This window comes from Arthrobacter sp. StoSoilB19 (assembly GCF_019977275.1).
Classification (GTDB): domain Bacteria; phylum Actinomycetota; class Actinomycetes; order Actinomycetales; family Micrococcaceae; genus Arthrobacter.
Genome location: NZ_AP024650.1, coordinates 904589 through 930692, shown reverse-complemented (window position 1 = coordinate 930692; position 26104 = coordinate 904589). Strand labels below are relative to the sequence as shown.

Here is a 26104-nt window from a genome sequence, read left to right as displayed (position 1 = left end):
TCAGTGCGAACGTTGCTGAATTTCTCTGCCTAGATCAGTCCAGCGAGCCTATTCAGCCGGGCCAATCGAAGGAGCACATGGGCCTTGACCGGAAACTTGGGTGCCCCGGCAGTGTGGCCGCGGCCACCGGAACTTCCTGCGCCGGTATTCTCCGACCAGCGGTGGCTCGACGCAGTCTTCCTCCACTGGCGCATCACGGAGGAAGAGGCAGCAACTTTCATGCCCGATGGCGTCCGGCCGGACGTGTTCGACGGCAGTTCGTGGGTGGGCCTGATCGGTTTCCGCATGGAACAGGCGGGACTTGGACGCGGGCCGGGCATTCCCTATCTGGGGAGCTTCAACGAGGTCAACGTTCGGCTGTATTCGCGGGAACCAAATGGGACCCGCGGCGTAGTGTTCCTGAGCCTGGATGCGAACCGGCTGCCCGTCGTTCTGGCAACGCGAGCGGTGGGAATTCCCTACGTGTGGTCCCGTATCCGGCAAAGGCCGCCTTTTCCCGGCAGTAGCGTCGTCCGGCGCCAGCATGGCCACAGCGAGGTCGAGGCCGCCGCGATCACTGATGAATTTCCTGTGGGCTACTCCGTGCGCCGGTTCGGCAGCGCGGCGGCACGCAGCGACTTCACGGTGGTTCCCAGACTCCGCGCCGCCGCCGGCGATCCCCTGTCAGTCTTTCTGACCGCCAGGTTCGGCATGCATGGGCACTTCTTCGGAAGGACGGCCTTCATACCGAACACGCACCAAGCGTGGCCACTGTTCGGAGCTAATGTCCACCAGCTCAGCGACGGACTCATCAAAGCTGCCGGCATCAGTGCGGGCGGGCCGCCCGAGTCTGTCCTCTACTCGCCTGGAGTCCGGACCAGATTCGGCAGGCCACGCCTGGTCTGCGCCAGCGCCACCGGCTAAACCTCACGATCCGGCTGATGCAAACCTTTAGACGTCCTGCCAGCCCTGGCCTTCGCTGAAAGTACTCACCAGCGTGCCCACCCCCGCCTGCAGGGAGTTCGACGGGTCGAAGTACAAGGATGCCTCCGAGGCGCGGCTGTGGGTGATCAGCTGCTCAGCCTCGAGCTTCGCCTCGGGCACGGTAGCTCCGATAATTGCCGTACGGGCCGGGAGCTCGGGCGTGTGCACCACGTCGGCGCCGGTCTGGGTCAGCGGAACCGTGGTGCCGGTGTTGATCTCGTCGTGCGGGAACTCGAACTCGGCATCACCGGGAGCGGCAGGAACTGTGTACTCCAGGAAATAGGTCATACTCCACCCTTGCAGAAAAGCCGCCACTGCCAAAAGCCCTGATGGACTACTTGCCCAGGCCGGCCTTCCTGAGCGCCTCCGCCATTGCCGTGTTGACGGGCTGGGCTACAGGAGTGGGACGGCCACCACCCGCGGTCCTGCCTGACGGCTGCTTCCCTGGCTGTTGCCGGTCCGGGCGTCCGCTGCGCTCACCCTTGCCGCCGCCCGCTCCCCGGCGGTTGTCGTTCCCGCCCGGTCTCCCTGCCCCGGGCTTCGCCGAGCCGCTCCGCCCGGAACCTGCACCGCCGCTGGCCGGTTCGTCGTCGAGCCTTAGGGTCAACGAAATCCGCTTCCGCTCAGGATCAGCTTCCAGGACCTTGACCCTGACCACCTGACCGGACTTCACCACCTCGCGCGGATCGGACACAAAGCGGTTGGCCAGGGCGGAGACGTGGACCAGGCCGTCCTGGTGGACTCCGATGTCCACGAAGGCACCAAACGCCGCAACGTTGGTCACGGTTCCTTCGAGAATCATGCCCGGCAACAGATCAGCGATCTTTTCGATCCCCTCCGAGAAGGTGGCGGCGGCAAAGGCGGGCCGGGGGTCGCGCCCCGGTTTGTCCAGCTCAGCCAGGATGTCCCTGACCGTCGGCAGACCGAAGGTATCGTCAACGAACTTCTGTGGGTCCAGGGACGACGCCGGGGCCGCGCCGGCGGCCTTCAAAACCTTGCGCGCGACGGCGTATGCCTCCGGGTGCACGCTCGACGCGTCCAACGGCTCGGCTCCTCCGGAGATCCTCAGGAAGCCGGCACACTGTTCGAAGGCCTTCGCGCCCAGCCGCGGTACCTTCTTGAGGTCGGTGCGCTTGTTGAAGGGTCCGTGCTCGTTCCGGTAGGCCACAATGTTTTCGCTCAGCAAAGGACCGACGCCGGCCACCCGGCTCAGCAGCGCGGGCGAGGCGGTGTTGACGTCAACACCCACGGCGTTGACGCAGTCCTCCACGACGGCGTCCAGGCTGCGGTCCAGCTTCGACGCCGTCACGTCGTGCTGGTACTGGCCCACGCCGATGGATTTGGGGTCGATCTTCACGAGTTCGGCCAGCGGATCCTGCAGCCGCCGGGCAATGGAAACGGCGCCCCGGAGCGAAACGTCCATTCCCGGCAGTTCCGCGGCGGCGAGCGCGGAAGCAGAGTAGACGGACGCGCCAGCCTCGGACACCACGAGTTTCTGCGGTTTCCGGTCCACGTCCGGGAGGAGCTTGATCAGTTCGGCAGCCAATTTGTCCGTCTCGCGGGACGCCGTGCCGTTGCCGATGGCTACGAGTTCGACGGCGTGCTGCCGCGCCAACCGCACCAGGGTGGCCAGGGCGTCGTCCCACCTGCGTGCCGGGGCGTGCGGGTAGACCGTGTCTGTGGCCACCACCTTGCCGGTGCCGTCCACCACTGCGACCTTGACGCCCGTGCGCAGTCCGGGATCCAGCCCCAGCGTGGCGCGGTTTCCAGCAGGGGCGGCCAGCAGGACGTCGCGGAGGTTTGCTGCGAACACCCTGACCGCTTCGTCTTCCGCCGCCGCGAATAATCTTGCCCGGAGATCAGAGGTGAGGCGGGACAGCACGCGCGAGCGCCATGCCACCTGCGCGGTCTGCAGCAGCCAGGCGTCGGCGGGGCGGCCGCGGTCGGCGACCCCGAGGAACCTGGCCACGGCGGACTCGTAGCGGGCGCGGGCGGCGGTGAGGGCGGCGTCGTCCGATGGATCGGCTTCGGCGAGGTCCAGCTCAAGGATGCCGTCCTTCTCCCCGCGGAACAGCGCGAGGACCCGGTGGGACGGCATCCTGTCCGGCGCCTGGGCGAACTCAAAGTAGTCCGCAAATTTCTGGCCTTCTGCCTCTTTGCCCTTCTTGACGCGGGACACCATCCGGCCCTGGACCCACAGCCGGTCCCGCAAATTTGCTGCGAGGTCGGGATCCTGGGCCACCCTTTCCACCAGGATGGAGCGTGCACCTGCGAGCGCGGCGGCGGCGTCATCAACGGAATGCGCGCTGTTGAGGTACTTCGCGGCCTCGCGGTCGGGATCCAGGTCCGGCCGCTTCAAGAGTGTGTCCGCGAGCGGCTGCAGGCCTGCTTCCCGGGCGATCTGGGCCTTCGTCCGCCGTTTGGACTTGAACGGCAGGTAGATGTCCTCAAGCCGCGACTTGGTGTCCGCCGCCAGGATTGCCTTGCGCAGTTCCGGCGTCAGCTGGCCTTGCGCTTCGATCGCGTCGAGGACGGCACGACGGCGGTCCGCCAGCTCCCGGAGGTAGCGGAGCCGTTCGTCGAGGTCGCGGAGTTGGGTGTCGTCCAGCGTCCCGGTGGCTTCCTTGCGGTACCGGGCGATGAACGGAACTGTCGAGCCGCCGTCGAGCAATTCAACTGCAGCCTTCACTTGCCAGGCCTTGACCCCCAGCTCAGCAGCGATCTGGGCAAAGAGTTCGTCCTCCCCTGATGCGCTGGGGCGGACGGAAGCGGCGGAAGGTCCTGGCATTTGGGTCACCAGAACATCTTGCCTTACCGGCCTGCGGGGCTTCACCGCCGCCGTACTCGCTGAGGCGCCATAGGGAAAAGCAGGTATTCCCCTGGGACGCGCAAAGTGCTGTAGTGGACTAGCCATCACTGGCACCCATGCTCGAGGAAGAGGCCACCATGCGGGAATTGCTGGTTGTGTTTCAGGACGGGTTCGACGAAGCGAACGTCACCGTGACCGTGAACGGGAAGGCTGTGCGCAGGGATGTGGGGATTTCCACGAATCCGCTTCTCGGCATCGCGTCAGAGGTCTCGGTAGAGCTGCCGGCCAAGGGTGCCCAGGTGGGCGTTGAGGTCACCAACCGTGGGCTGAAAGCCATCACCAAGGTCAGCGGCAGGCCCAAGAGTGTGCTGGTGTCCATCGAGGACGGGCGCTTGGTGATGAAGGAAGGGACCGGCCGGGAAGCCGTGCTCTAGCGCTTTTTCCTTGCGGCAAAACTGGCTCTGGTAAGAGTCCATTCGTTGGAGTAGCATCTGATCACCGCCGGCATCCGATGGAGTCCGGCGGGCCACATAATTCTTCAGCCGTGAGGTCGTCGGATGACCTTCCGGTGTTGCTGCCCGGGACCAGCACCCCAGACAGCCAACGACGGCGGCACCCATGATGGGTGCCGCCGTCGTCGTTTTGTTCGACTCGGCCGATCCGCCGCTCAGCCCTGGTAAGCCGCTCAGCCCTGGTAGGCCGGGTAATCCGTGTAACCGGTGGCGCCTTCGGCGTAGAAGGTGGAGGCGTCGGGCTCGTTCAGCGGAAGGCTTTCCTTCCAGCGGCGGGCAAGGTCCGGGTTAGCGATCGCGGGGCGGCCCACCACCACGGCGTCCGCATGGCCCTCAGCCACCAGGCTCACGGCTTCTTCCCGGGTGGTGACCACGCCGAAGCCTGTGTTCACCAGGAAGGTGCCGCCGAAGCGTACGCGAAGGTCCTGGACAAGTTCGCCGGCAGGTTCGTGGTGCAGGATGCTCAGGTAGGCGAGGTTGAGCGGCGCAATGCTGTCCACGAGGACTTCGTACGTAGCACGAACATCCGCGGCGTCGGTCTCGGCAATGCCCTGGACGTTGTGCTCCGGGGAAATGCGCAGGCCCACCCGGTTCGCGCCGAGGGCGGCAACCACTGCGTTGACCGTTTCGATCACAAAACGGGCGCGGTTCTCGGGTGATCCGCCGTAGCTGTCGGTCCGGATGTTGGAATTCGGCGCTAGGAACTCGTGCAGGAGGTAACCGTTGGCCGAGTGCAGTTCCACACCGTCGAACCCTGCCTCAATTGCGTTCAGGGAGGCGTTGACGATCTCCTGGATGACGACGGGGAGTTCGTCGGTGGTCAGTGCCTGCGGCACCGGGTAGGGCTTCTTGCCGGCCGGCGTCCGGACGTCGCCGTCAATCGCTACGGCACTGGGGGCGACGATGTGCAGACCGCCGGTGATGTCAGGGTGCGAAACCCGGCCGCCGTGCATGATCTGGGCGAACATGCGCCCGCCTTCGGCGTGGACGGCATCCGTAACCTTTTTCCACCCTGCAACCTGCTCCTGGGTGACGATGCCCGGCTGGCCGGGATAGGCCTGTCCTGCGGGGGTGGGGTAGGTGCCCTCGCTGACGATGAGGCCAAGGGACGCGCGCTGGCGGTAGTGCTCGACGACGAGCGGGCCCGGGATGCCTTCCTGACCGGCGCGGAGGCGGGTCAGGGGTGCCATCACCAGCCGGTTGGGAAGTTCAAGTTCGCCGAGGGTGAGTGGGGAAAACAGCATGCGCAGTTCCTTTCGAAGGCTGAAGACGTACTGCCTTTGCCAACTGTGGGGCGCGTGCAACTATTCCGGACTTTCGCTGGTGCGATGGGGATCACAGCCAGTTCTGCCCTGCTTTTGAACCTACCGTGGCGCTCCGGCACCCGGACAGCCCTGCCCCTGGGGATTGGCGTTGCAGTCGTCGGCGTAGTTGCGGGTGAGCGAGCGCCAGACGCTGATCCCTTGCGGGGGCGCGCTGAACTGGCCCTGGCCGGGTATCGGAAGGGGTGGACCGGAGTTCACCGAATAGGTGCCTTGGAACGAGGTTGTCAGCACCACCTGGAAATCGCCGGTGGATGCGTAGGCGTGGCTGGTCCGGGTCTTCTCGCCCCACCTGTCCTGCGGCAAGGCGCCGCCCATTGACGGCTGGGGGCCGAAAACCGTGCCGTCCCCGTAGTTCCAGGTGTATTGGACGGGTGTCGCCACCACGTGTACCTGTTGGCCGAACATGGTGATGTCGAACTGCTGTTCAATCGCTTCCGCGTAAAAGTTCGTCTCCGCGCCCCGGAGGGTATTGGGGCTGGGCTGCGCCACAACCTTCCCGGCGTTGACCGGCAGGTTCTGGAACTGGCGCTGGATATCGGCGGCGATCCGGGGCAGGAGGTCCTCGGGCTTCGGGTCGTAAAGGCAGGTGGGTCCTGAGTGATGCGCCCAAACCGCGCCGGGCACGCCCCGCGGCCGCGACAACCACACGACCGGAATGCCCTTGGCACCGTCCTCCCGGTCCTTGCAGTCGAGCTGGCGGGCAAGGCAAGGGGTGTCAAAGTCTCCTCCGCCGAGGTGGCATTGGAGCTCGTACTTGTACTCGTTGGGGTCGGTGCTTACAGTCCCAGGTTCAGCACGACTAAATTCGCCAGTACCGGGGTCAGGCACCCAATTATCAGCCCCTACGCGAACTCCGGTGTTCACAAAGCCCCCGCCGATCCGTGGCTTCGAGTCCGAAGTGTCTTCTGCATAGGCAGTCAAAAAAGACGTAATCAAAAGCACCACACAGCAGGCGAGGACTGCGAGGGCCTTGCCTAGGTAGGCCATGGCTATCGGGTCAGCCCAAGGTCGTTGACCACCCATGCTGCGTCGGCGAACTTCACCATCGCGACGCTTCCCGCATTTGTTGCGGCTGTCTTCTCTTGATAGAGGCTTCCGTCGTGGTTATGGATAGCCAGTTCTTTCTGAAGTACTTGTAGAACCACCTGCATAGAGCCGTTGGTGGAAGGCTTGGCGGTAGCAACCGGAACTTCTATTTGGCCGCCAGAAATCCACTTACCTTCAGCCCAAGCAGCTTCGATATCGTCAACGAGACCCCGACAGAAGGTGCATTCAGCTTTGGAAAGCTTCGATAGAGCAACAGTGTCACCCGTCTCATATGCATAGCTCAGGACGGAGAACCAATACTTAGTAAATGCCTCTGCCCCTTCTTTCGTTTCCGTCTTGGCTACTTCCGGCAACACGGGGACGGGAACGTTTTGGGCGGGCCCGGACGCGTCGGCTGGCTTATAGACGGCGCTGGGTGTGGGGGTGGGAGTCGGCGTGGTGCTGGCTGTGGGCGTCTCGGCCGCCACGGGCGACGAAGTGCCGCCCGGCCCCGGAGAGCCCCCGGAATTGCAGCCGGACAGAGCCAGTGAAAGACCAATAACAAGGGCTGCTGCCCCGGACCGCACAGCGCGGGACGTAAAGAAGTTCTGTGATGTCATGGGCCGCTGTACCCCCAGTAAATTTCAAGACGGCTTGCTCCGGACAGTGAGTTAAGGGTAGCCCACGTCACAATTCGGCGACCGAACTTATCCACAGGCGGACCCGGTTCCGTTTCTACCATCCGGAATGCGACAGAAGAAGTCATAAAGGAAGCCGGCACACCACGTGCACCGGCTTCCTTTTTGTAATGACCGCCAGAACTAAAGCGCCTATTTTCCGGCTGGGAGCACCAACTCCCCTGTCTTGTCCGTCGACAAGGCGAGCGAAGAAACGTACTGGATACCGCCGTCGGGAGCGTCCTGCGCGGAACGCACCATGTCCGGCCGCTCGAATTCCAACCCCGTCACGTGGCACAGGAGCTTGGCGTCGCTCGGGTTCCCATCGGCGTCGAACATGGGCAGATCAATGCCGTCTTCGGTGCGGCGAAGATAAAACCTGCCGCGGGTCAGCACAGCGAGAACCGGCGGCAGGACCAGCGCCAGGCCAACCGCGAAAGTGGGCGAGTACGGCTGGATTGCGGCACCGAACGCACCAAAGAACACGGCAATGGAAATTCCTGCGGACACCAGCATGGACACGAATCCCACCGGGTTCACGGCGTACAGCATGCCGCGGCGGAACTCCGGCACCTTCGGCGAGATCTTCAGCAGGTACTTGTTGATGGCGATATCGGACGCCACCGTGACCACCCAGGCCATGGCGCAGTTGGCGTAGAAGCCGAGGATGGTATTGAGGAAATCGAACATGTTCGCTTCCATCAGAACCAGCGCAATCAGCAGGTTCACCACGACGAACACCATCCGGCCCGGGTACGTCTTAGTGATGCGCGTGAACGAGTTGGTCCACGCCAGGGAGCCCGAATAAGCGTTCGTGACGTTGATCTTAATCTGCGAGATGACCACCAGCACCACGGCCAGCGTCATGGCCAGCCAGGCCGGCATCATCTCCTGGTAGACGCCCAGGAACTGGTGCACGGGCTCATTGGCCGTGGCAGAGGCGGCGGGGTCCAGTGTGGCGATCAGGTAGATGGCGATAAACAGTCCCACAATCTGCTTGATCGCCCCAAAGATCACCCAGCCCGGACCGGCAAGGATCACCGCACGCCACCAGGCTCCCTTGTTGGCCTCGGTACGCGGCGGCATGAACCGGAGGTAGTCGATCTGCTCGGCGATCTGCGCCATCAGGGACAGGCACACTCCGGCTGCGAGCATCACGGACGCCAGGTTCGGTCCGCCATCGCCGGACGCACCCGTGTACGCGAAGAAGCTGTCGATGCTCTCCGGATGGGACATCAGCAGGTAGCCCACGGGAACCACCATCAGCAGCAGCCACAGCGGAGTGGTCCACACTTGAAGTTTGGCCAGGGTGTTCATCCCATAAATCACCAGCGGGATGATGATCACGGTGGAGGCGGCATACCCCAGCCACTGCGGGACGCCGAGCCCCAGCTCCAGGCCCTGCGCCATGATGGAGCCCTCCAGCGCAAAGAAGATGAAAGTGAAGGTCGCAAAAATAACGTTCGTGACCACCGATCCGTAGTAGCCAAAGCCGGAACCGCGGGTGATCAGGTCCAGGTCGATGTTGTACCGGGCCGCGTAGTAGGCCAAGGGGAATCCGGTGGCGAAGATGACGACGGCTGCCACCAGGATCCCCAGGATCGCGTTGACAGTGCCGTACGAGATCCCGATGTTCGCGCCGATCGAGAAGTCCGCCAGGTAGGCGATGCCGCCCAGCGCGCTCGTTGCCACCACTCCTGCACTCCACTTGCGGTAGGAGCGCGGCGCGAACCGCAGCGTGTAGTCCTCCAGGCTTTCCTTGGTGGCGTTCAGCGCCGCAGTGTTGCCTGCCGTCGGGGTTGCCGGGGAATGTCCGACGACGGCGGCACCGGATGGTGCCGCCGGTTCCAGTAATTGCGTTGTATCTGTGTCGTTGCCCATTAGGTGCGTCGCTTTCGTTTGCGTTTAGCCATCACGGCCCTGCGTGCGACGCTATCCAGCAGGAAAGACAGTCCGGTCACAAGCCTGTTTCGGAAGTGTTAAGCCTTGACGGACCTGTCACAAACAGGCGGAGATGGGTACAAAGCCTCTGGCGCATTTCTACTGCGAGTAGAACAATGGCCGCATGATGTTTGAACACGCGGACGGCAATCCCGTCCTGGAACTCGATGACGAGCAGTCCTGGCGCCTGCTGGCGGCAACGCAGCACGGGCGGCTGGTGGTTTCTGTTGCGGGGGAACCGGACATTTTCCCGGTGAATTACGTGACCTCAAACCGGAAGGTCTACCTGCGCACGGCGCCGGGAAACAAACTCGCGCAACTGACCATCAACGCCCAGGTGCTGTTCGAGACCGACGGCATCCTCTCGCAGGAGGCCTGGTCGGTTGTCCTGAGGGGCACAGCGCGTGTGCTCAGCAATTCGGATGAGCTCGCAGCCATTGAGGAGCTTGGCCTGAAGACCTGGGTTCCAACACTCAAGGACTTCTACGTGGAGATCGAACCGAAGTCCGTCAGTGGCCGGCACTTCGTGTTCGGCGAACAGCCGGAACGGGAGATCTAACCGCTCCTAGACTGGAAGGATGGCGGACAGGTCCACTGCAGACAAGCTCACCCCCGAGCAGCGCAGCTGGAACATGTCCCGGATCCGCGGCAAGAACACCAAACCCGAGCTTCTCGTCCGCAGGTTGCTGCACGCCAAGGGCTATCGGTACCGCCTGCACGGCAGGTCCGGCGGCACCAAACTGCCGGGAAATCCGGATCTCGTCTTCGCCGCCCGGCACAAGGTGATCTTCGTCAACGGCTGCTTCTGGCATTTCCATGACTGCAGGGTGGGCCTGCACGCTCCGAAAGCCAACGCCGAGTTCTGGGCCGCCAAACGCACCCGGACGCGAGAGCGCGACGAAGGTCAGCGCCGGCAGTTGGAAGACGCCGGCTGGGAAGTGCTGACAGTCTGGGAGTGCGAGCTGAAGGACCGTTCAGCCCTCGAAACCCAGTTGGTGAACTTCCTGGACGCCGGCGGCTGACGCAGGAATTCTTGAGGAAATCTTTAGCCGCTGCCGGCACTGTCCTTGATCCTGGCGGGGCAGGATGAACGGGTTGCCGCGATCAGGCAGCACGCCACTGGCAGTTTCGGAGCGGCTATTCCCTATCCCCTAGCTTCTCCGGGCCAACAGGGCGGACTTGAAGGCGGATGCGGACGAGTCACTGCTGTTGATGCGCCAGTCCGTTTCCTTCTGCAGATGGAACCAGACGAAGCCCATCACGTCCGGCTGCGCGGCCAGATAAGACACCAGGTCCGTGTTCCAGGCGGCTTTGGAACCACCCAACTCACTGGACGCTGTCTCCGCGATCAGGACGGGTTTTCCGGGTGCCAGGGTGCGGAGCTGGGAGATGCCGGGGCCAAGGAGATCCATCGGGGAAACCCAGCTGCTCCAGGTTTGGGACGTGCCCCAGTTGTAGCCGTCCAGCGCCACGATGTCCACGTAGCCTGCCCCCGGGTACAGGCCGGCCAGGTCGGTCGAGCCCCAGTAGGGCACGTTCGGGGACCAAACCCACTGGACATTGGCGGCACCCGTCGCGGCGACAACGTCGTGCACATGACGCCAAGCGGCCACATAGTCTCCGGGCTGGTTGCCGTTGACGCCCTCGGCCCACGGATACCAATTGCCGTTCATCTCGTGCGCAAAGCGCAGCATGACCGGCTTGCCCCAGGCCGCCAGCGACTGGCCCCACTGGGTGATATGTGCGTCGAAGTCACCGGCAGCCACCCGGTCAAGCGAATAGGCCGGCTGTTCCACCCCGCCGCCCCAAGCCCACGGCTCCCAGGTCACCAGGGGCGTGGCACCCCGCGAGCGCACCGCATCCATCTCGGTGATTGGCGGAGACTGCAGGAAATCCTTGTAGATCATGACCATCGAGGGACTTTCCCCGGCCAGGGTGGCCACCTCGTCAAGCTCGGTGCCGGCCAGCGCTCCCCCGGCGGTTGCCACTCCGAAGCGCAAGGGAGCCGTGCTGACTGTGGGCGGCTGCGGGGCGGGCGCTGGTGCTGGAGCCGGGGCAGCCTGAACCACGAAAATCGCGGAAGCCTTGATGGACGAGGTCTTGGCAGTGATGGTGAGGTTTCCGGTTGACGCCGCTGGAATGGTGATCCCCGTACTGAAAGCACCCGTCGATGTGGTCTGGAACGCGAAGGTCGTGGAACCCACAATCACTGTCCCGGTAGTGGAGACCTTGAACCCTGTTCCGGTAACGGTCACCGCGGAACCGGCCGGACCGGAAGCCGGGTTGAGCATAACTTGAGGTGAAGTGGCTGCGCTGGCCGGCTGGATTATGGACACGGCCAAACCAGCCACGATTAAGAGCGCGGCAAATAAGGTCCTGAGCGTTCGGAACACGGCAATCTATCCCCAGATTGAAGGCGGTTTTGGGCCGCTGTTGACGTCAATGCGGAAAGCACTGGCCTTGATCCTATGGGCAGCAAACCGCACTCCCATCAAGAAAACCACAATTCTTGCCGAGTCTTCTGCAAGGTAAAGGGAACGGTCCTAACCTGAAAAAAGACGAAGCACCTCCGCATTACCACCCTGTTTTCCGAGTCAGCAATTCCAGCAGAAAGGAGTGTCATGAGCACTTCAGATGATGCGCCCAGGCCGCTGGTAGACCAGTCCGTCCTGGACCGGCTGCGGGAAGAGCTTGAGGAGGAAGAAGGCTACAGCAGGGTCTTCGTGGGGAACTTCATCGAGTACCTGCCACAACGGCTGGCCCGTTTGCGGCTTGCCCTGACCACCGGAGACCTCGACGGATCGATGGATGCCGTCCTCAGCTTGAAGACCTCAAGCCAGATGGTTGGAGCCGAGCGGCTGGCGGGGCTTGCCCTGGAACTGGAGAACGAGATCCGGGCCGAGGCGCGACACGCTGACATGACGGTGGCATTGCCCAGGCTGGCAGCCGCGTACCTGCGGCCCATCACCCAGTGCAGCAGGCAAACCACGCACCGGCTGCAGGCTCAGTGCTGCCCGGGCGCCAAGCGGTAACCCACTCCGCGGACTGTTTGCAGCCACCGCGGCTGCTGCGGCGAGTCGCCCAGCTTTTTGCGCAGGTTTCCCATGTGGACCTCGACGGAACGTTCGTCGGCCTCGCTGATGTAACTGCCGACGTCGTAATCCTCATCCCGAAGCCTGCGCACCAGGTCGGACTTGGTCCGGACCGTCCGGCCGGCTTCCAGGAGCGCGTACAGGAGTTCGAACTCCGTGCGGGTCAGGTTCATCTCTTTGCCGTCGACGGCCACCGTGCGGGACGCGTAGCTGAGCTCCAGCCCGTTGTGGCTGAAGTTTCCACGCTCGGGGTGGGCAGTTCCGTCTTGGGAAGCATCCACCGTTACCTCGCCGGGGTCGGGAACGGAGCGTGGCCGCCGCATCATGGCCGCGACGCGGGCGCGCAATTCGCGAGGCCGGAACGGTTTGGTGAGGTAGTCGTCCGCACCCGACTCGAGCCCGATCAGGGTGTCCAGTTCCTCGGTGCGGGCCGTGAGCATCACGATGTAGGCATCCGAAAACTCGCGGATCTGCCGCGACACCTCGAATCCGTCGATGTCCGGCAACCCCAGGTCCAGGGTGATGACGTCAGGATTCAGGCTCTTTGCCATCAGGACGCCCTCCGCGCCGCCGCTGGCGACCGAGACGTCGAATCCAGCCTGGGTCAGCACAGTGCGAACCAGTTCCCGAATGTCGTGGTCATCCTCGATGACCAGACCCACACGTGCCTCACTCATAGAGCCCCCTCAGTGCCAACGTCAGAAGTATAGCTGGCTGCGGATATCCTGCTGGTATGGCCCTGCAAACCCCCACATCCGCGTCTTCCACCCCATGAGCGACCCCACAGCCTGGTCCTCCGGACGGCTGCGGTTTTTCAAGCGGCCCTTTCACGAGTACCGGCTGACGGACCGGGTGGCCATGAGCCAGATGCCGTTGTTCGTGACCACCATCCTGACGGCCCTGCTGGTCTGGGCGTTCTTCCCGGACACCATGGACAACCCCCTTTTCGTCACGTTCCTCATCTCCCAGCTGGCGATCATGGCGCTGTGCTACCTCATCCCCTGGGAGCGGCTGCCCTACACCAGCTTCCTGGCCATCCCGCTGCTGGACTTCATCTCGATCGCCGCCGGCCGGGAGGGCGGACAGGAAAGCCTCGCGGGTATCAGCCTGCTGGCCGTGTTCCCGGTCATCTGGCTCTGCGCGTCGGGCTACTACCCGCGGGCCGCCTTGTGGCTCTCCTTCCTGGGACCGCTGGCCATTATCTGGGTGCCGTTGCTCGTGAAGGGAAACTACACGCCACAGGACTTTGCCCGGTCGCTCCTGCTGCCGGTCATGATGCTGGGCATTGGCGTCTCAGTGAGCGTCCTGACCCTGAGCATGATGCGCCAGCAGACGCAGCTGGAGGAAAAAGACGAGCAGCTGAGGGCCAACCTGCGCATCAGCAAGCGCCAGGAGGCCCTGTTAAACACCGTGCTGGAAACCGTGCACCTGGGCGTCCTTGCCGTCGACGCCGACGGCCACGACGTCCTGATGAACCGGAAACAGCGCGCCAACCATGAACTGGCCAGGCCAAAGAATATCGCGGACCCCAACGAGTCACAGCTGCTGGTCTTCGGCCCTGACCGCAAGACGCTGGTCGCCGTGGAGGAGCGGCCGGTCCGCCGGGCTGTCCTGGGGGAAACCTTCACCGATTACCTCGTCTGGCTGGGCGAGGGGAAAGAACAGCGGGCCTTTGTCACGACGGCACGCGCCATGAAGGATTCCGATGGCAACCTCGGCGGCTCCGTCATCGTCTTCAGCGACGTCACGGACCTGGTGAACGCGCTCACCGCCAAGGACGACTTCGTCTCCAGCGTCTCCCACGAATTCCGCACGCCATTGACCTCCATCCTCGGGTACGTGGAGATCCTTCTGGCCGATGAGCTGGAAGGGCCGCAGCGCGAGATGCTGGAGATCATCCGCCGGAACTCCGAGCGGCTCCTGACCCTGGTGTCGGACCTGCTGTCCAGCAGGAACGGCCAGTTGATCGTCACGCCCCACGCCGTGGATGTGGCCGAACTCGTGCGCAGCAGCGTCTCCTCCGCGATGCCGCGGGCCGCCGCCGCCGGCGTCGAACTGCGGGCCGAAACCCCGGAGCGCCTGGAAGCTCACGTGGACAGCGCCCGGATCTCCCAGGTCCTGGACAACCTGGTGTCCAATGCCATCAAGTACTCACCGGACGGCGGCGAGGTGGTGGTGTCGCTCGCGCAGGAGGACGGCCACGTGGCCTGCCGCGTCACCGACACCGGCATGGGGATGAGCCCGGAGGACGCCTCCGAAGTGTTCGCCAAGTTCTTCCGCACCAGCAGCGTCCGCCGCACCGCCATCCCCGGCGTGGGCCTGGGCCTGCCCATCAGCAAGGCGATCGTCGAGGCACATGGCGGCACCATCGGCGTCGACAGCACGCTGGGCGAAGGGACCACCTTCATGTTCCGGGTACCGGTGTAGCGGCCCCGCGCCCGCGGGGTTACCTGGCCGGGCCTGCAGGGGCAGGACGCGGGTGGAAAACCACCTCGCCCCAGGACTGGCGGGCGAGGTCCCTGACGGAGGCAAGGATGGCCGACGGCGGCTGGCTGAGATCCAGCGGGAACTCCACGATGTCGATATCGGTGTTAAGGATGCGGCGGAGTTTCATTTCGCCCTTGCCGGCATAGACGAGCCAGGCGGTGGGTACGGCCAGCGCCGTGCAGTGCGCCAGCATCTGGTAATGGTCTGCGGTGAGGGACGCACCGGCGTCCGACGCGGCCCGGTACTTGGCGTTATACGCCACCACCGGCCGCCCACCCAGCAGGTGGACAGCATCCGGGCGCACGGACAGGCGGTCCGAGTCGCGCACCGCCTCGCTGAGGAGGGCGTTGTACCGCAGCCGAAGCTCCCCCGGATACGCGGCCATCGCCGCCCGCAGTGCGGTTCCCACGAAGTCCCCGAACACCTGGGCCATGTCCACCACGAACGAGGCCGTCCGCTGCCTGCCCTCCCCCGCTTCCGCGGACGCGTTGCGCAGGATCAGCTCCGCCAGGCGCAGCACGGCGTGGTAGCGCAGGTTCATCCTGGTGGGCTTCCACGGCGGCACCGGCGCCCCGGACGGAAGGCGCGTGACGGCGTCGAGCTTTCCCTTCAGCTGCCGCAGCCTGCCCAGCACCTCCGGCCGTACCCCCGGCACCTGCCCCATCCGCTCCAGCGCAGCGCGCAGGATCCGGTTTTCCGCGATGTCCTCGGTGAACTCGTCGTAGGAGACCTCCAGGGGAACCAGCATCCCGGGACGGCGGGAGATCTGGTCCGAAATCCGGATGCGTCCCTTGACCGTCCGCAGCGACTCGTCCACGGTGAGGTAGCCCTGCAGGACACCACGGCCCAGGGCCCCTTCGGCCAGCTGCGCCAGCGACTCGGCCAGGGCGCTCCACAGGTCCCGGTCCTCGTCAGCGGCCACCAGGTCCGGCCGGAAGCCCTGATCCCCCGCATAACTGAGGAGGAAGAGGAGCCGGCTGAGCCCCAGCCTGTCCTTGGGCCGGACGTCCAGCTGGAGCGTGGGGGTCCGGACGGAACCCACCTTGCCCACCGGTTCAATCCGGTACAGCCCCATGCCCATGGGAGATGCCTTGGCCAGCCCGCTGGAGTTCAGGAAGGAAGCACTTGGCGCGTCCAGCCGTTCCACCAGGCCGCCTGACAGCTCGTCCAGGACCAGGTGCCGCACGGACGCCCGGGGATCAGCGCGCTGCAACGCGTCCCAGCAGCTGGTCCAGCCCGAAGCGCTCCTCCAGCTGCGCCCGCGTGAGCTGGCCGTGGTAGTGCTCCTCCAGCAGCGGCATCAGCTCATACTTCCAGATCCGGCGGAGCCCGGCCGGGGTTTGGGCCGCCGGCTTCATGAAGTAGGACGGCCCGATCATCAGGTCCCGATCCCACTCGTCGATGGCACCGTTCAGCGCATCCAGCAGCAGCGCCGGGGTGGTGTCCAGCTGCCGGGCCTGCAGGAACCGGAGCAGGGAGCCCTTGACCGGCTCGGTCTGCGGGTGCAGCTCAATGAAGGAGAACCGGCGGCGGATGGCTGCGTCCATCATGGCGATGGAGCGGTCCGCAGTGTTCATGGTGCCGATGATGTAGAGGTTGTCCGGCAGCGTGAACGGTTCGTTGGGGCTGTACTGCAGGTAGATCCGGTCGTCGCGGTATTCCAGCAGGAAGTACAGCTCGCCGAACACCTTGGCCAGGTTGGCGCGGTTCATCTCATCGATGATCAGGAAGTACGGCTTCTTCTCGTTCCCGGGCTTGGCGGCTTCCTCGGCCAGGCGGCGCAGCGGGCCAGCCACCAGCTTGAAGGACACCTGGCCCTCGTCCGTCTTGTCCGGCCGGTAGCCCTCGAAGAAGTCCTCGTAGGCATAGGACGGGTGGAACTGGACCAGCTTGACGCGCTCGTCGGTGGTGTCGTCAGCCAGCTCGGCGGCGAGGTGCTTGGCCAGGTAGGTCTTGCCGGTGCCCGGAGGGCCGTAGAGGACCAGCTGGCGGTTCTCCTCCAGCAGGTCCGCGATCTCCTGGAGCGGTTCCAGCTCCATGTGCAGCGACGCCGCGAATTCCTGCGTTAGCGGGCGGAAGCCCTCCTGGACAGGCTGGACGACGGCGGCACCGTCAGCGTCGCCGTCGGGCTCGGTTTCCGCCTCGGCAGGCAGCAGCGCCTGCAGCGCCTGGACCACCCGGGTCACGTCCACCACGATGCCGGGGGTGGCGAGCTGGCGCTGGACGTGCCGGGGAAGGCTGGTGGTGGTGTGCCCGTCGTCGAACCAGCGCACCTTGCGCCGCAGCCGGCGGTTGTCGTCGTTGTACTCGGGCTCCCCCAGCACGCCGCCCAGCCGGACAGTTCCGGCGTGCTGGTAGAGCACCAAATCACCCGGTTTCATGACGGTCAGGAAGGCAAACACCGCAGTCTTGGTGTCCTCGCGTTCCACGTAGCCAAGGTGTTTGTAGTCCTCGTCCACGGCGTGCTGGACCAGGCCGGCGGTGACGCCGGGGTCCAGGTGCCGGAGATGTTCGACGTCGAGGGTCACCTTTTCCTCGCCGTGCCAGGCCGTGAGCAGCTCGGCGTGGTCGCTGTGCGTGCGGAGCAGCCAGGCCCGCCGGCCGGGGTCGCCCACTTTGCGCCACTGGCTGACCAGCTGGCGGGAGTACCAGTCCGTGCGCTGGCCCGCCTGCTCGTCCAGGTGCAGCCGGATGCGGTGGATGTCCGCCGTGATGTCCTCTTCGCTGTCGCCGTTGGCCCCGCCCACCAGCGACGCGAACGCGTCCCGGATTTCCTGCCGCTCCACGTCCGCCACCACCGGCTCGAAGTAGCTGGGCCAGGCCAGGAACTCAATGCTGCGGCGGATGGCGGGCTGATCGTCGGGAGTTGATGCAGCGAGGCGGTGGAACTGCACGGGGTCCTTGATGGCCGCCTGCACCACGCTTGCCGGCCGCTGCGCCACGTTCTGCACAAACCGGCACAGCCACTTCAGGTGCTCCCAGATGGTCCAGTTGAATTCGGCGGTCCGGTCGCGGATCACGCCGTGGTCCGTCATGCCGGCGTACAGCTCCTCGGGAAGCTCCAGCGGCGACTCAAGCCAGCCCGCGGCCTCGGCCACGCGGGCGCGCTTGACCTTCAACGACTTCACTTCGTGGGCCAGCGGAAGCGACTGCAGGAACAGCAGCTCCACGGCCAACTGCTTGGCCCCGCGGGTGGCGCCCTCCAGGTTCTCGCGGAGGTTGGTCATCATCGGGGCCTTGGAATCGGCGATGCCCCGGTCCAGGCGGTCGAGCAACTCCGCGGCCGCCGGAACCGACCAGGTCCGGGTGCGGCCGTCCAGGGGTGAAGCCTTGCCTTGGAGACCGGGCCCCAGCACGAACCACGCCGCATCCTCGATCTCCTTGGAGATGCCGAGGGCGCGGGTCATGGCAACAGTGGCAGTGGGGGTCATGCCTCCAAATTTACAGGGTCAAGCTGGGCGGCCGCTCCAAACCGTCCGGCCGCCCATCCGCCATGCCGGGCTAAATGCCGGTGGCGGGCCGCTTCCTGCCGAAGACGAAGTACCCCATGGGGCCGATGAAATTGATGAAGGAGGCCGCCCGCCAAACAGCCTTTGGGCCGTTAATCAGCTCGGCGGGCCTGCGCGAGATGTCCCGTTGGGCGGCAACCAGCAGGGACACCTGCATGATCGCGGTAAGGATGATGCCCGCCCTGCCGGATGGGGACATTTCCTTCCATGTCTTCTTGTTCCGGCGGCCATGGGTCTTGTTCTTGGCCATCTTGTTTTTAGCCATCTTGTTTTTAGCCTTTTTAGCCATCTTGTTTTTAGCCATCGGGGCTTCCTTTCACCGCTGGTTGTTCCAGTCCAGTGTGTCCAGACCGGCCCTGTCCAGAGGCTTACTGCCTGTAGGGGGCCATCCGTTCCTTTTGTTCCTGGCTGAGTCTCTGCACCCGGCCGGTCGTTTCGTCCACGAACGCCAGGTGGCTGCTCGCCTTCACGCAGTCCTCGCGGGTGACGGGGTCCTGGAGCAGGTAGTGGATATCGAAGCTGGCTCCCTTGACGGCGCCGATCCAGAGCTGCACCACCGCCGGAATGTTGCGGTACTCCAGCGTCCGGACGTAGCGGATCTTGTGATCCACCACCAGCGCCATGGTTCCGGCCGGAACGTCGTTGAACAGCGATACCGGCGGCTCCACACCGGGCAGACCCGCGCCCCGGGGCGGCCCGAAGGCGGCGATCCTCGCCTCCTCCAGCATCCTGACGATCTGGACATTGTTGATATGGCCGTAGGCGTCCATGTCTCCCCAGCGCATCGGCACCAGGACCTCAATGCGCTTACCGCCGTCCGGCCCGGCCCCTTCCGCGGCCTCCCGTCCGTCTTCATGCCGCTGCAGCCGCTGGGCTGCCTCGGCCTGCTGGGCGCTCAGCTGCGCACCGCCGTCGAATCGTCCACCGGTACTTCTCCGGCATCTGCACCCGCGAACTGTGACATGTAGAGGCGGTGGTAGGCGCCCCGGGCATCGAGCAGCACCTGATGGTTGCCCTGTTCCACGATTTGTCCGTTTTCCATGACCAGGATGGTATCGGCATCGCGGATGGTGGAGAGCCGGTGGGCGATGACGAAGCTCGTGCGGTCCGAGCGCAACGCGGCCATGGCCTTCTGCACCAGGAGTTCGGTGCGGGTGTCCACGGAACTGGTGGCCTCGTCCAGGATCAGCAGCGAGGGGTTCGCCACGAAAGCACGGGCGATGGTGATGAGCTGTTTCTCGCCGGCGCTGACGTTGTTGCCCTCCTCATCAATCACGGTGTTGTAGCCCTCGGGCAGCGCCCGCACGAAGCGGTCCACGAAGGTGGCCTTCGCGGCGGCCATCACCTGCTCGTGCGTGGCGTTGAGGTTGCCGTAGCGGATGTTGTCGTAGATGGAGCCGCCGAACAGCCACGCGTCCTGGAGGACCATACCCACTTTGGAGCGCAGCTCGGAGCGGCTGAGGTGCGTAATGTCCACGCCGTCGAGCATGATGGAGCCGGCGTTGAGCTCGTAGAACCGCATCACCAGGTTCACCAGCGTGGTCTTGCCGGCGCCCGTGGGCCCCACGATCGCCACTGTGTTGCCGGGCTCTGCCGTGAAGGACAGGTTCTCGATGAGCGGCTTGTCCGGGGTGTAGCTGAAGGTGACGTTCCGGAAGTCCACATGCCCGTCGGTCTTCGGCGGCAGGTGTTCGGTGGCGGTCTCGGCGTCCTGTTCGTCGGCGTCCAGGAATTCGAAGACGCGCTCGGAGGATGCCACGCCGGACTGCAGCATGTTGGCCATGCCCGCCATCTGGCCCAGGGGCTGGGTGAACTCACGGGAGTACTGGATGAACGCGGTGGCATCACCCAGGGACATGGCGCCGGATGCCACCCGCAGGCCGCCCACCACTGCGATGCCCACGTAGCTCAAGTAGGAGACGAACTGCATGACGGGGAAGATGATTCCGGACACGAACTGCGCCCCAAAGCTTGCCTTGTAAAGGGCCTCGTTGCGTTCCTCGAACCGGGCCAGCATGTCCGCATCGCGGCCGAAGACGCGGACCAGGTCGTGCCCGGAAAAGGACTCCTCGATCTGGCCGTTCAATGACCCGGTGTTCTTCCACTGGGCAGCAAAGAGCTTCTGGCTCCGGACTCCGATCAGGCCAGCGGCCACTCCGGACAGCGGAAGCGCGATCAGGGCAATCAGGGCCAGCTGCCAGGAGACGATGAACATCATGATCACGATGCCCACCACGCTCAGCACGGAATTGACCAGTTGGGCGAAGGCCTGCTGGAGTGCCTGCTGGATGTTGTCGACGTCGTTGGTCACCCGGGACAGCACGTCGCCGCGCTGCCGGGTGTCGAAGTAGTTCAGGGGAAGCCGGTTCAGCTTGGCCTCGGTGTCATCGCGCAGCCGCCGGATGACCTTCATGACGATCCGGTTCAGCACGTACCCCTGCAGCCACATGAAGATGTTCGCCACGAAGTACATGAGCAGCACGATGGCGATGAGCATGGTGAGCTTGTCGAAGTTGATGCCGGTGCCGGGCACAAGTTCCATGCGGGCCACCATGTCCGCAAAGTTGTCCTGCCCCTGCTGCCGGAGGCCGGCAACGAACTGCTCCTTGCTGGCCCCGGCGGGAAGTTGTTTGCCAACCACCCCGGCGAAGATCACGTCCATGGCCTGGCCCAGGATCTTGGGGGCGATGACGTTGAGGACCACGGAGATGACCACCAGGCCCACCACGGCATAGATGCCCAGCGCTTCGGGCTTCAGCAGCCCCATGAGACGTTTGGCAGCCGGCCAGAAATGCTCGGCTTTCTTGGCCGGCATGGCACCGAACATGCCGCCGTCGGCTTCGGTGGGCTGGAACTCCTCTTCGACGTAGTCGTCATCCTCCGGCTGCCCTGCGCCCGGTTGTGCCTCCCCCGCGGGCGGCTGGACGGACATTGGCGTCTCTTCCACGGGACTGGAGTCCTTCTTGCGCGGGCTCATGCCACTTCCTCCACACTCAGCTGGGATTCGACGATTTCCTGGTAGGTGGGTGAGGTTTCCAACAGTTCCTCATGGGTTCCACGGTCAACGATCCGCCCGTTGTCCAGGACCAGGATCTGGTCAGCCTCGGTAATGGTGGAGATCCGCTGGGCCACGATGATCACCGTGGCGTCCGAGGTGGTGCGTTTGAGGGCGGCACGGAGCCGGGCGTCGGTGGCAACGTCCAGGGCGGAGAAGGAGTCGTCAAACAGGTAGACGCGCGGTTTGGTCACCAGCGCGCGGGCGATGCACAGGCGCTGGCGCTGGCCGCCGGAGACGTTGGTGCCGCCCTGCGAGATCCGGGAATCGAGTCCGTTCTTCTTTTCCCGGACAAATGATTCACCCTGGGCTGTCCGGAGCGCATCCCACAGTTCCTCGTCGGTCGCCTCGGTCTTGCCGAACCGGAGGTTGTGCCCGATGGTGCCGGAGAACAAGTAGGGACGCTGCGGCACCAGGGCGACGCGTTTGGTGATCTCCGCGCGGTCCAGCCTGTCCACCGGGACGCCGTCAAGCAGCACCTGGCCTTCTGCGGCGTCGTACAACCGCGGCAGGAGGGAAAGGAGGGACGTTTTGCCGGCACCGGTTGACCCAATGATGGCGATGGTCTGGCCGGGGCGTGCAGTGAAGCTGATGTTGCTGAGCACCGGGGACTCGGCTCCCGGGTAGGCGAACGTGACGTTGCGGTACTCAACCACGCCTTGCAGGGAGGCCGGGGCTTCGGGACGCTCGGGGTCGTGGATGGAAGGTTCGACGCCGAGCACCTCGCCGATGCGGTCAGCACAGACTGAGGCGCGCGGGATCATCATTGCCATGAACGTGCCCATCATGACGGCCATCAGGATCTGCAGCAGGTACTGCAGGAATGCGGTCAGCGACCCCACCTGCATGGCACCGGCGTCCACCCGCTGCCCGCCAAACCACAGCACAGCGGCAGTGGACAGATGCAGGATCATGCTGATGGCCGGGAACATCAGGACGAACAGGGCGCCGATGCGGAGGGAGACGTCCGTGAGTTCCTTGTTGGCGCCACCGAACCGGTCCGTCTCATACGGTTCGCGGACGAAGGCCCGGACCACGCGGATACCGATGATCTGTTCGCGCAGGACGGCGTTGATCCGGTCGATCTTCCGCTGCATGGAGCGGAACAGCGGCATGAGGCGGACCACCAGGTACCCCACCACCACGGCCAGCAGCGGGACGGACACCCACACCAGCCAGGAGAGGTTGATGTCCTCACGCAGCGCCATGATGATGCCGCCGATGCACATGATGGGGGTGGCGACCATGAAGTTCAGCGCCATCAGCAGGAGCATCTGCACCTGCTGGACATCGTTGGTGCCGCGGGTGATGAGCGTGGGAGCGCCGAACGCGTTGACGTCCTTGGCGGAGAAGCTGGTGACTTTGCGGAACACTGCGCGGCGCAGGTCGCGGCCCACCGCCATGGCCGTCCTGGAGCCGAAGTAGACGCCGGCAATGGCCGCAGCTATCTGGGCGAAGGCCACCAGGAGCATCACTGCACCGGTGCGCCAGATGAAATCGGTGTCTCCGCGGGCCACCCCTTCGTCAATGATCTGCGCATTCAGGCTGGGCAGATACAGGGCGGCAATGGTGGACGCGAGCTGGAAAACGAGGACAGCCAGGATGTACGGCAAATACGGTTTGGAGTAGCGCCGTATAAGGGTGAGGAGCATGGACTCAACTCTAGTGATGCCCACCGACATTGGGTCCCCTTGGAAGCAGGTTTTCCGGCCGGAGCCACTGGTGGAGGGCCAGTCTACGGGGGCACCATGGGCAGCGGCATTCCCCGCAGTCCGCAGTAGAAGCCGCAGCCCGCACCGGGAAGTGTCTTCCCAGTGCGGGCTGCGGCGTTGGTGTTGCCGGTGCGGGGGGCCGCGCCCTGCTGTCGATCGCCTGCCAGGCGCTGCTAGGAGCCGGCCCCGGCGGACGGAGCCTCGGCTGACAGGGCATCGGCTGACGGTGCGTCAGGCGCTGCGGCACTGTGCTTCCCGCGCCCTGCCAGGTACAGCGCGGCCGCTGCCTGGATCTTGCGCTCCTTCAGGAGCTTGCGCTGCATCCTGCTGAGCTCTGCCGCGGTGGCCGCCTGCCTGGCCGCCACGTCCTGCTGGGAGCGCAGCTGTTCCTGGATGTCCAGCACCAGGCCGCCCAGTTCCGCCTGCTGGCGGGCCAGCAGGTGCTGGGTGTCCTGCAGTTTCTGCAGGGTGGCGGCGGCGCTGGCCACCGCGTCGGCAGCCTTGTCCATCGTGTCGGCAGAGCGCAGGTCCAGCCCTTCGGAACGGAAGCTCCTGGCGAAGACTTCCTCGAAGTCCTCCGTGGCCACCCGCCCGGACGCCGCCGCAGCAGCGGCAGCACCGCCGTCGTACATCCTGGCCGGCGCTGAACCCAGCCCTGCAGGTGTGGCACTCCTTGCGGGCAGTCCGTTCCCGGGGGCGTTCCCGACCGGCGGGACCACGGGCAGCTGGCCGGTCATGGCGGTCATTCCGGCTTCGCCGGCGGCGTTGGCCTGCAGTGTGGCCTCGGGGGTGATGTCCACGGTCCTGCGCAGCGGCACCTCCTTGATGAAGATCACGGCGATGAGGGCAACCGCGCTCACGACCGCGGAAATCATGAAGATGCCGGCAGTCGCGTCACCGTAGGCCGCCCGCATGATGTCCGCGACCGGTGCGGGCAGGTCCTTGAGGTCCATGCTGGCGCCGCTGTTGCCGGAAGCCTGGATGCCCAGCTTCGACAGTCCATCGGTGGCCAGGTTCTTGACGTGGTTGGCCATGACGGCGCCCAGGACGGACACGCCGATGGCGCCGCCCACCGAGCGGAAGAACGCGACGGAGGCACTCGCGGAACCGATGTCCTTGGCCTGGACCGTGTTCTGCACGGCGAGGACCAGGTTCTGCATCAGCATGCCCAGGCCGATGCCGAAGATGCCGGTATAAAGGCCGGTCAGCCAGAGTTCGGTGGTGTGGTCCATGGTTCCGGCTAGCGCCAAGCCGCCGATCAGCAGGACGGTGCCGCCGATCAGGAAGCGCTTCCACTTGCCGTAGCGGCTGATCAGCTGGCCGGACAGGACGGAACCGACCAGGTTGCCGGCGATCATGGGCAGGGTCAGCAGGCCCGCCTCGGTGGGCGTGGCGCCGCGGGCCACCTGGTAGTACTGGCCCAGGAAGGTGGAGGAGCCGAACATGGCCACGCCCACGGCAACGGATGCCACGATGGCCAGCGCGGTGGTGCGTTCGGAGATGATCTTCAGCGGGATGATCGGCTGCGAGACCTTGGATTCAACCAGGACCAGCAGTGCGAGCAGGAGGACGCCGCCGCCCACCATTACCGCGGTCTGCCAGGACCACCAGTCGTAGTAGTCGGCTTTGCCTGCGAAGGAGACCCAGACCAGGAGCAGGCTGACGCCGGAGGTGAGCAGGATGGCACCGAGCCAGTCGATCTTGGCCGGGCGCTTGATGTGCGGAACCTTGAGCGTGACCTGGAGCAGGATCAGGGCGACGACGGCGAGCGGCACGCAGACGAAGAACGTCCAGCGCCAGCCAAGCGAGCTGTCCACGATGAAGCCGCCCAGCAGCGGTCCGCCGGCGGTACCGACGGCCATGACGGCACCCATGTAGCCGGAGTACTTGCCGCGTTCACGCGGCGGAATGATGGAGCCGATGATCGCCTGGGCCAGGGCAGTCAGCCCACCCATGGCGATGCCCTGGATCACGCGGGCGGTGAGCAGGAACGGGATGTTTTCGGAGAAGCCTGCCATCACCGAGCCGGCCACGAAAATCACGATGCTGAGCTGGACCAGGACCTTTTTGTCGAAGAGGTCGGCGAGCTTGCCCCAGATGGGGGTGGTTGCTGCGTTGGCCAGCAGCGCGGCTGTGATGACCCACGCGAAGTCCGTCTGGGTGCCCTTGAGCTCGGACATGATGGTGGGCAGCGCGTTGGCCACGATGGTGCTGCTGAGGATTGCGGTAAAGAAGGCAGCGAGGAGACCGGTCAGGGCCTCCATGATCTGCCGGTGGTTCATGGGTGCGCCGGGTTCGTGGCGCTTGGATTGCCGCGACTCCTGTTTGGCGCTGCGTTGGCGCTGGCGCTCCTGTTCCTGGTCCGCGGCGGCGGTGACGTTAGCCATTAATGGACTCCTGCGTTTCGTGTTCAATGGTGGTTCCGGCCGCCCTTGCCCGGATGGAATTCTTCAGGGATGTGGTGAGCTTGCTCAGCATCGCGGCTGTTGCCACGGCGTCGTCCTCGTTCCAGTCGGCGAGGTAGGCCTGCAGGGTCTCCGCCCGGTGCCGCACCAACTCCGCAAGCTTTTCCTTGCCGCGCGGGGAGAGTGCCAGCAGCTGGGCCCGGCCGTCGTCCGGATCCGGGGTGCGGACCACCAGGCCCGCGTCCGCCAGCTCCGCCACATGCCGGCTCAGCACCGGAGGGCTGACCCCCAGCCGCTCAGCCAGGTGCGCGGCACGGGTCTCCCCTTCGCCGATGAACTTGAGCACGCCCTGGAGGGCGATGCCCGTGTCCTGGCCCTTGATGTTGATCATGGTGACGCAGCGCAATGCGCGCTGGAGGTCATAGATGTTGCTGACGAGGTCGGCTGCAGTGGCCGGTGCGACAGACATGATCCTCCCTAAAGAATTAGTTGCTGCAAGCAACTGTATCAGGAAAAGGTTGCTTAGGGAAACGAAGTTGTTGCCGCTGGCCCTTAAACACACACGCTCCCCCACTTCAGCCGTTGTGGCAG

At 64.9% G+C, this 26104-nt stretch carries 22 protein-coding genes; 6 read left to right on the top strand and 16 right to left on the bottom strand.

All coding sequences use genetic code 11. The annotated features are described in order from the left end of the window. Positions 1-84 precede the first annotated feature (84 nt). Positions 85-903 (top strand): DUF2071 domain-containing protein, encoded by an 819-nt coding sequence (locus LDO86_RS04365; RefSeq protein ID WP_018769624.1) that lies wholly within the window; start codon positions 85-87, stop codon positions 901-903. 27 nt (positions 904-930) lie between these two features. Here LDO86_RS04365 and LDO86_RS04360 read toward each other — a convergent pair whose 3' ends face one another. Next, positions 931-1251, bottom strand: a complete 321-nt coding sequence (locus LDO86_RS04360; protein WP_018769623.1) for a hypothetical protein — start codon at positions 1249-1251, stop codon at positions 931-933. Positions 1252-1297: 46 nt separating this feature from the next. Continuing rightward, positions 1298-3751: a Tex family protein gene (locus tag LDO86_RS04355; protein ID WP_018769622.1), complete on the bottom strand. Its 2454-nt coding sequence runs from the start codon at positions 3749-3751 to the stop codon at positions 1298-1300. Between the two features lie 137 nt (positions 3752-3888). Here LDO86_RS04355 and LDO86_RS04350 point away from each other — a divergent pair, with 137 nt between their 5' ends. Further along, positions 3889-4206: a hypothetical protein gene (locus LDO86_RS04350; RefSeq protein ID WP_018769621.1), complete on the top strand. Its 318-nt coding sequence runs from the start codon at positions 3889-3891 to the stop codon at positions 4204-4206. 251 nt (positions 4207-4457) lie between these two features. Here LDO86_RS04350 and LDO86_RS04345 read toward each other — a convergent pair whose 3' ends face one another. The 4 genes from LDO86_RS04345 to LDO86_RS04330 form a co-directional block, all read right to left on the bottom strand. Beyond that, positions 4458-5528, bottom strand: coding sequence for an alkene reductase (locus LDO86_RS04345; RefSeq protein ID WP_018769620.1), 1071 nt, complete (start codon positions 5526-5528; stop codon positions 4458-4460). Positions 5529-5648: 120 nt separating this feature from the next. Beyond that, entirely contained in the window at positions 5649-6437 is a 789-nt protein-coding gene (locus LDO86_RS04340) for a PKD domain-containing protein (RefSeq protein ID WP_043424992.1), read from the bottom strand. Between the two features lie 161 nt (positions 6438-6598). Beyond that, entirely contained in the window at positions 6599-7012 is a 414-nt protein-coding gene (locus LDO86_RS20180) for a DUF6318 family protein (protein WP_231377427.1), read from the bottom strand. A 453-nt stretch (positions 7013-7465) separates the two neighbouring features. Next, positions 7466-9193, bottom strand: a complete 1728-nt coding sequence (locus LDO86_RS04330) for an allantoin permease (RefSeq protein ID WP_018769618.1) — start codon at positions 9191-9193, stop codon at positions 7466-7468. A 184-nt stretch (positions 9194-9377) separates the two neighbouring features. Here LDO86_RS04330 and LDO86_RS04325 point away from each other — a divergent pair, with 184 nt between their 5' ends. Together LDO86_RS04325 and LDO86_RS04320 are read left to right on the top strand one after the other, a co-directional pair. Next, positions 9378-9812 (top strand): pyridoxamine 5'-phosphate oxidase family protein, encoded by a 435-nt coding sequence (locus LDO86_RS04325; RefSeq protein WP_026265824.1) that lies wholly within the window; start codon positions 9378-9380, stop codon positions 9810-9812. A 19-nt stretch (positions 9813-9831) separates the two neighbouring features. Continuing rightward, positions 9832-10275, top strand: coding sequence for a very short patch repair endonuclease (locus LDO86_RS04320; RefSeq protein WP_018769616.1), 444 nt, complete (start codon positions 9832-9834; stop codon positions 10273-10275). Positions 10276-10404: 129 nt separating this feature from the next. Here LDO86_RS04320 and LDO86_RS04315 read toward each other — a convergent pair whose 3' ends face one another. Beyond that, a complete protein-coding gene (locus tag LDO86_RS04315; protein WP_018769615.1) occupies positions 10405-11544 on the bottom strand; it encodes a glycosyl hydrolase in 1140 nt (379 codons plus the stop codon). 330 nt (positions 11545-11874) lie between these two features. On the opposite strand from LDO86_RS04315, the gene LDO86_RS04310 reads away from it, so the two are divergent. Then, entirely contained in the window at positions 11875-12285 is a 411-nt protein-coding gene (locus LDO86_RS04310) for an Hpt domain-containing protein (protein WP_018769614.1), read from the top strand. On the opposite strand, the gene LDO86_RS04305 is transcribed toward LDO86_RS04310, so the two are convergent. Further along, the gene (locus tag LDO86_RS04305; RefSeq protein ID WP_026265822.1) at positions 12258-13022 is read right to left on the bottom strand and encodes a response regulator transcription factor; all 765 of its coding nucleotides are present in this window, start codon (positions 13020-13022) and stop codon (positions 12258-12260) included. The two genes, LDO86_RS04310 and LDO86_RS04305, sit on opposite strands and share 28 nt — an antisense overlap. 94 nt (positions 13023-13116) lie before the next feature. On the opposite strand from LDO86_RS04305, the gene LDO86_RS04300 reads away from it, so the two are divergent. Further along, positions 13117-14772: a PAS domain-containing sensor histidine kinase gene (locus LDO86_RS04300; protein WP_018769612.1), complete on the top strand. Its 1656-nt coding sequence runs from the start codon at positions 13117-13119 to the stop codon at positions 14770-14772. A gap of 19 nt (positions 14773-14791) precedes the next feature. Here LDO86_RS04300 and LDO86_RS04295 read toward each other — a convergent pair whose 3' ends face one another. From LDO86_RS04295 to LDO86_RS04260, 8 genes are all read right to left on the bottom strand, one after another. After that, on the bottom strand, positions 14792-16045 hold the full coding sequence (locus LDO86_RS04295; RefSeq protein ID WP_018769611.1) for a restriction endonuclease: 1254 nt from the start codon (positions 16043-16045) through the stop codon (positions 14792-14794). Further along, positions 16032-18263 carry an AAA family ATPase gene (locus LDO86_RS04290; RefSeq protein WP_018769610.1) on the bottom strand — a complete coding sequence of 744 codons (2232 nt, stop codon included), beginning with the start codon at positions 18261-18263 and terminating at the stop codon, positions 16032-16034. The genes LDO86_RS04295 and LDO86_RS04290 overlap by 14 nt, the downstream gene beginning before the upstream one ends. Before the next feature lie 70 nt (positions 18264-18333). Beyond that, positions 18334-18645 (bottom strand): hypothetical protein, encoded by a 312-nt coding sequence (locus LDO86_RS04285; RefSeq protein ID WP_018769609.1) that lies wholly within the window; start codon positions 18643-18645, stop codon positions 18334-18336. A 64-nt stretch (positions 18646-18709) separates the two neighbouring features. Next, positions 18710-19126, bottom strand: coding sequence for a thioesterase family protein (locus LDO86_RS04280; protein ID WP_018769608.1), 417 nt, complete (start codon positions 19124-19126; stop codon positions 18710-18712). 110 nt (positions 19127-19236) lie between these two features. Then, on the bottom strand, positions 19237-21273 hold the full coding sequence (locus LDO86_RS04275; RefSeq protein ID WP_051081374.1) for an ABC transporter ATP-binding protein: 2037 nt from the start codon (positions 21271-21273) through the stop codon (positions 19237-19239). Positions 21274-21314: 41 nt separating this feature from the next. Then, positions 21315-23048 (bottom strand): ABC transporter ATP-binding protein, encoded by a 1734-nt coding sequence (locus LDO86_RS04270; protein WP_018769606.1) that lies wholly within the window; start codon positions 23046-23048, stop codon positions 21315-21317. Positions 23049-23281: 233 nt separating this feature from the next. After that, positions 23282-25495: an MDR family MFS transporter gene (locus tag LDO86_RS04265; RefSeq protein ID WP_018769605.1), complete on the bottom strand. Its 2214-nt coding sequence runs from the start codon at positions 25493-25495 to the stop codon at positions 23282-23284. Next, positions 25488-25982 carry a MarR family transcriptional regulator gene (locus LDO86_RS04260; protein WP_018769604.1) on the bottom strand — a complete coding sequence of 165 codons (495 nt, stop codon included), beginning with the start codon at positions 25980-25982 and terminating at the stop codon, positions 25488-25490. The genes LDO86_RS04265 and LDO86_RS04260 overlap by 8 nt, the downstream gene beginning before the upstream one ends. Positions 25983-26104 lie beyond the last annotated feature (122 nt).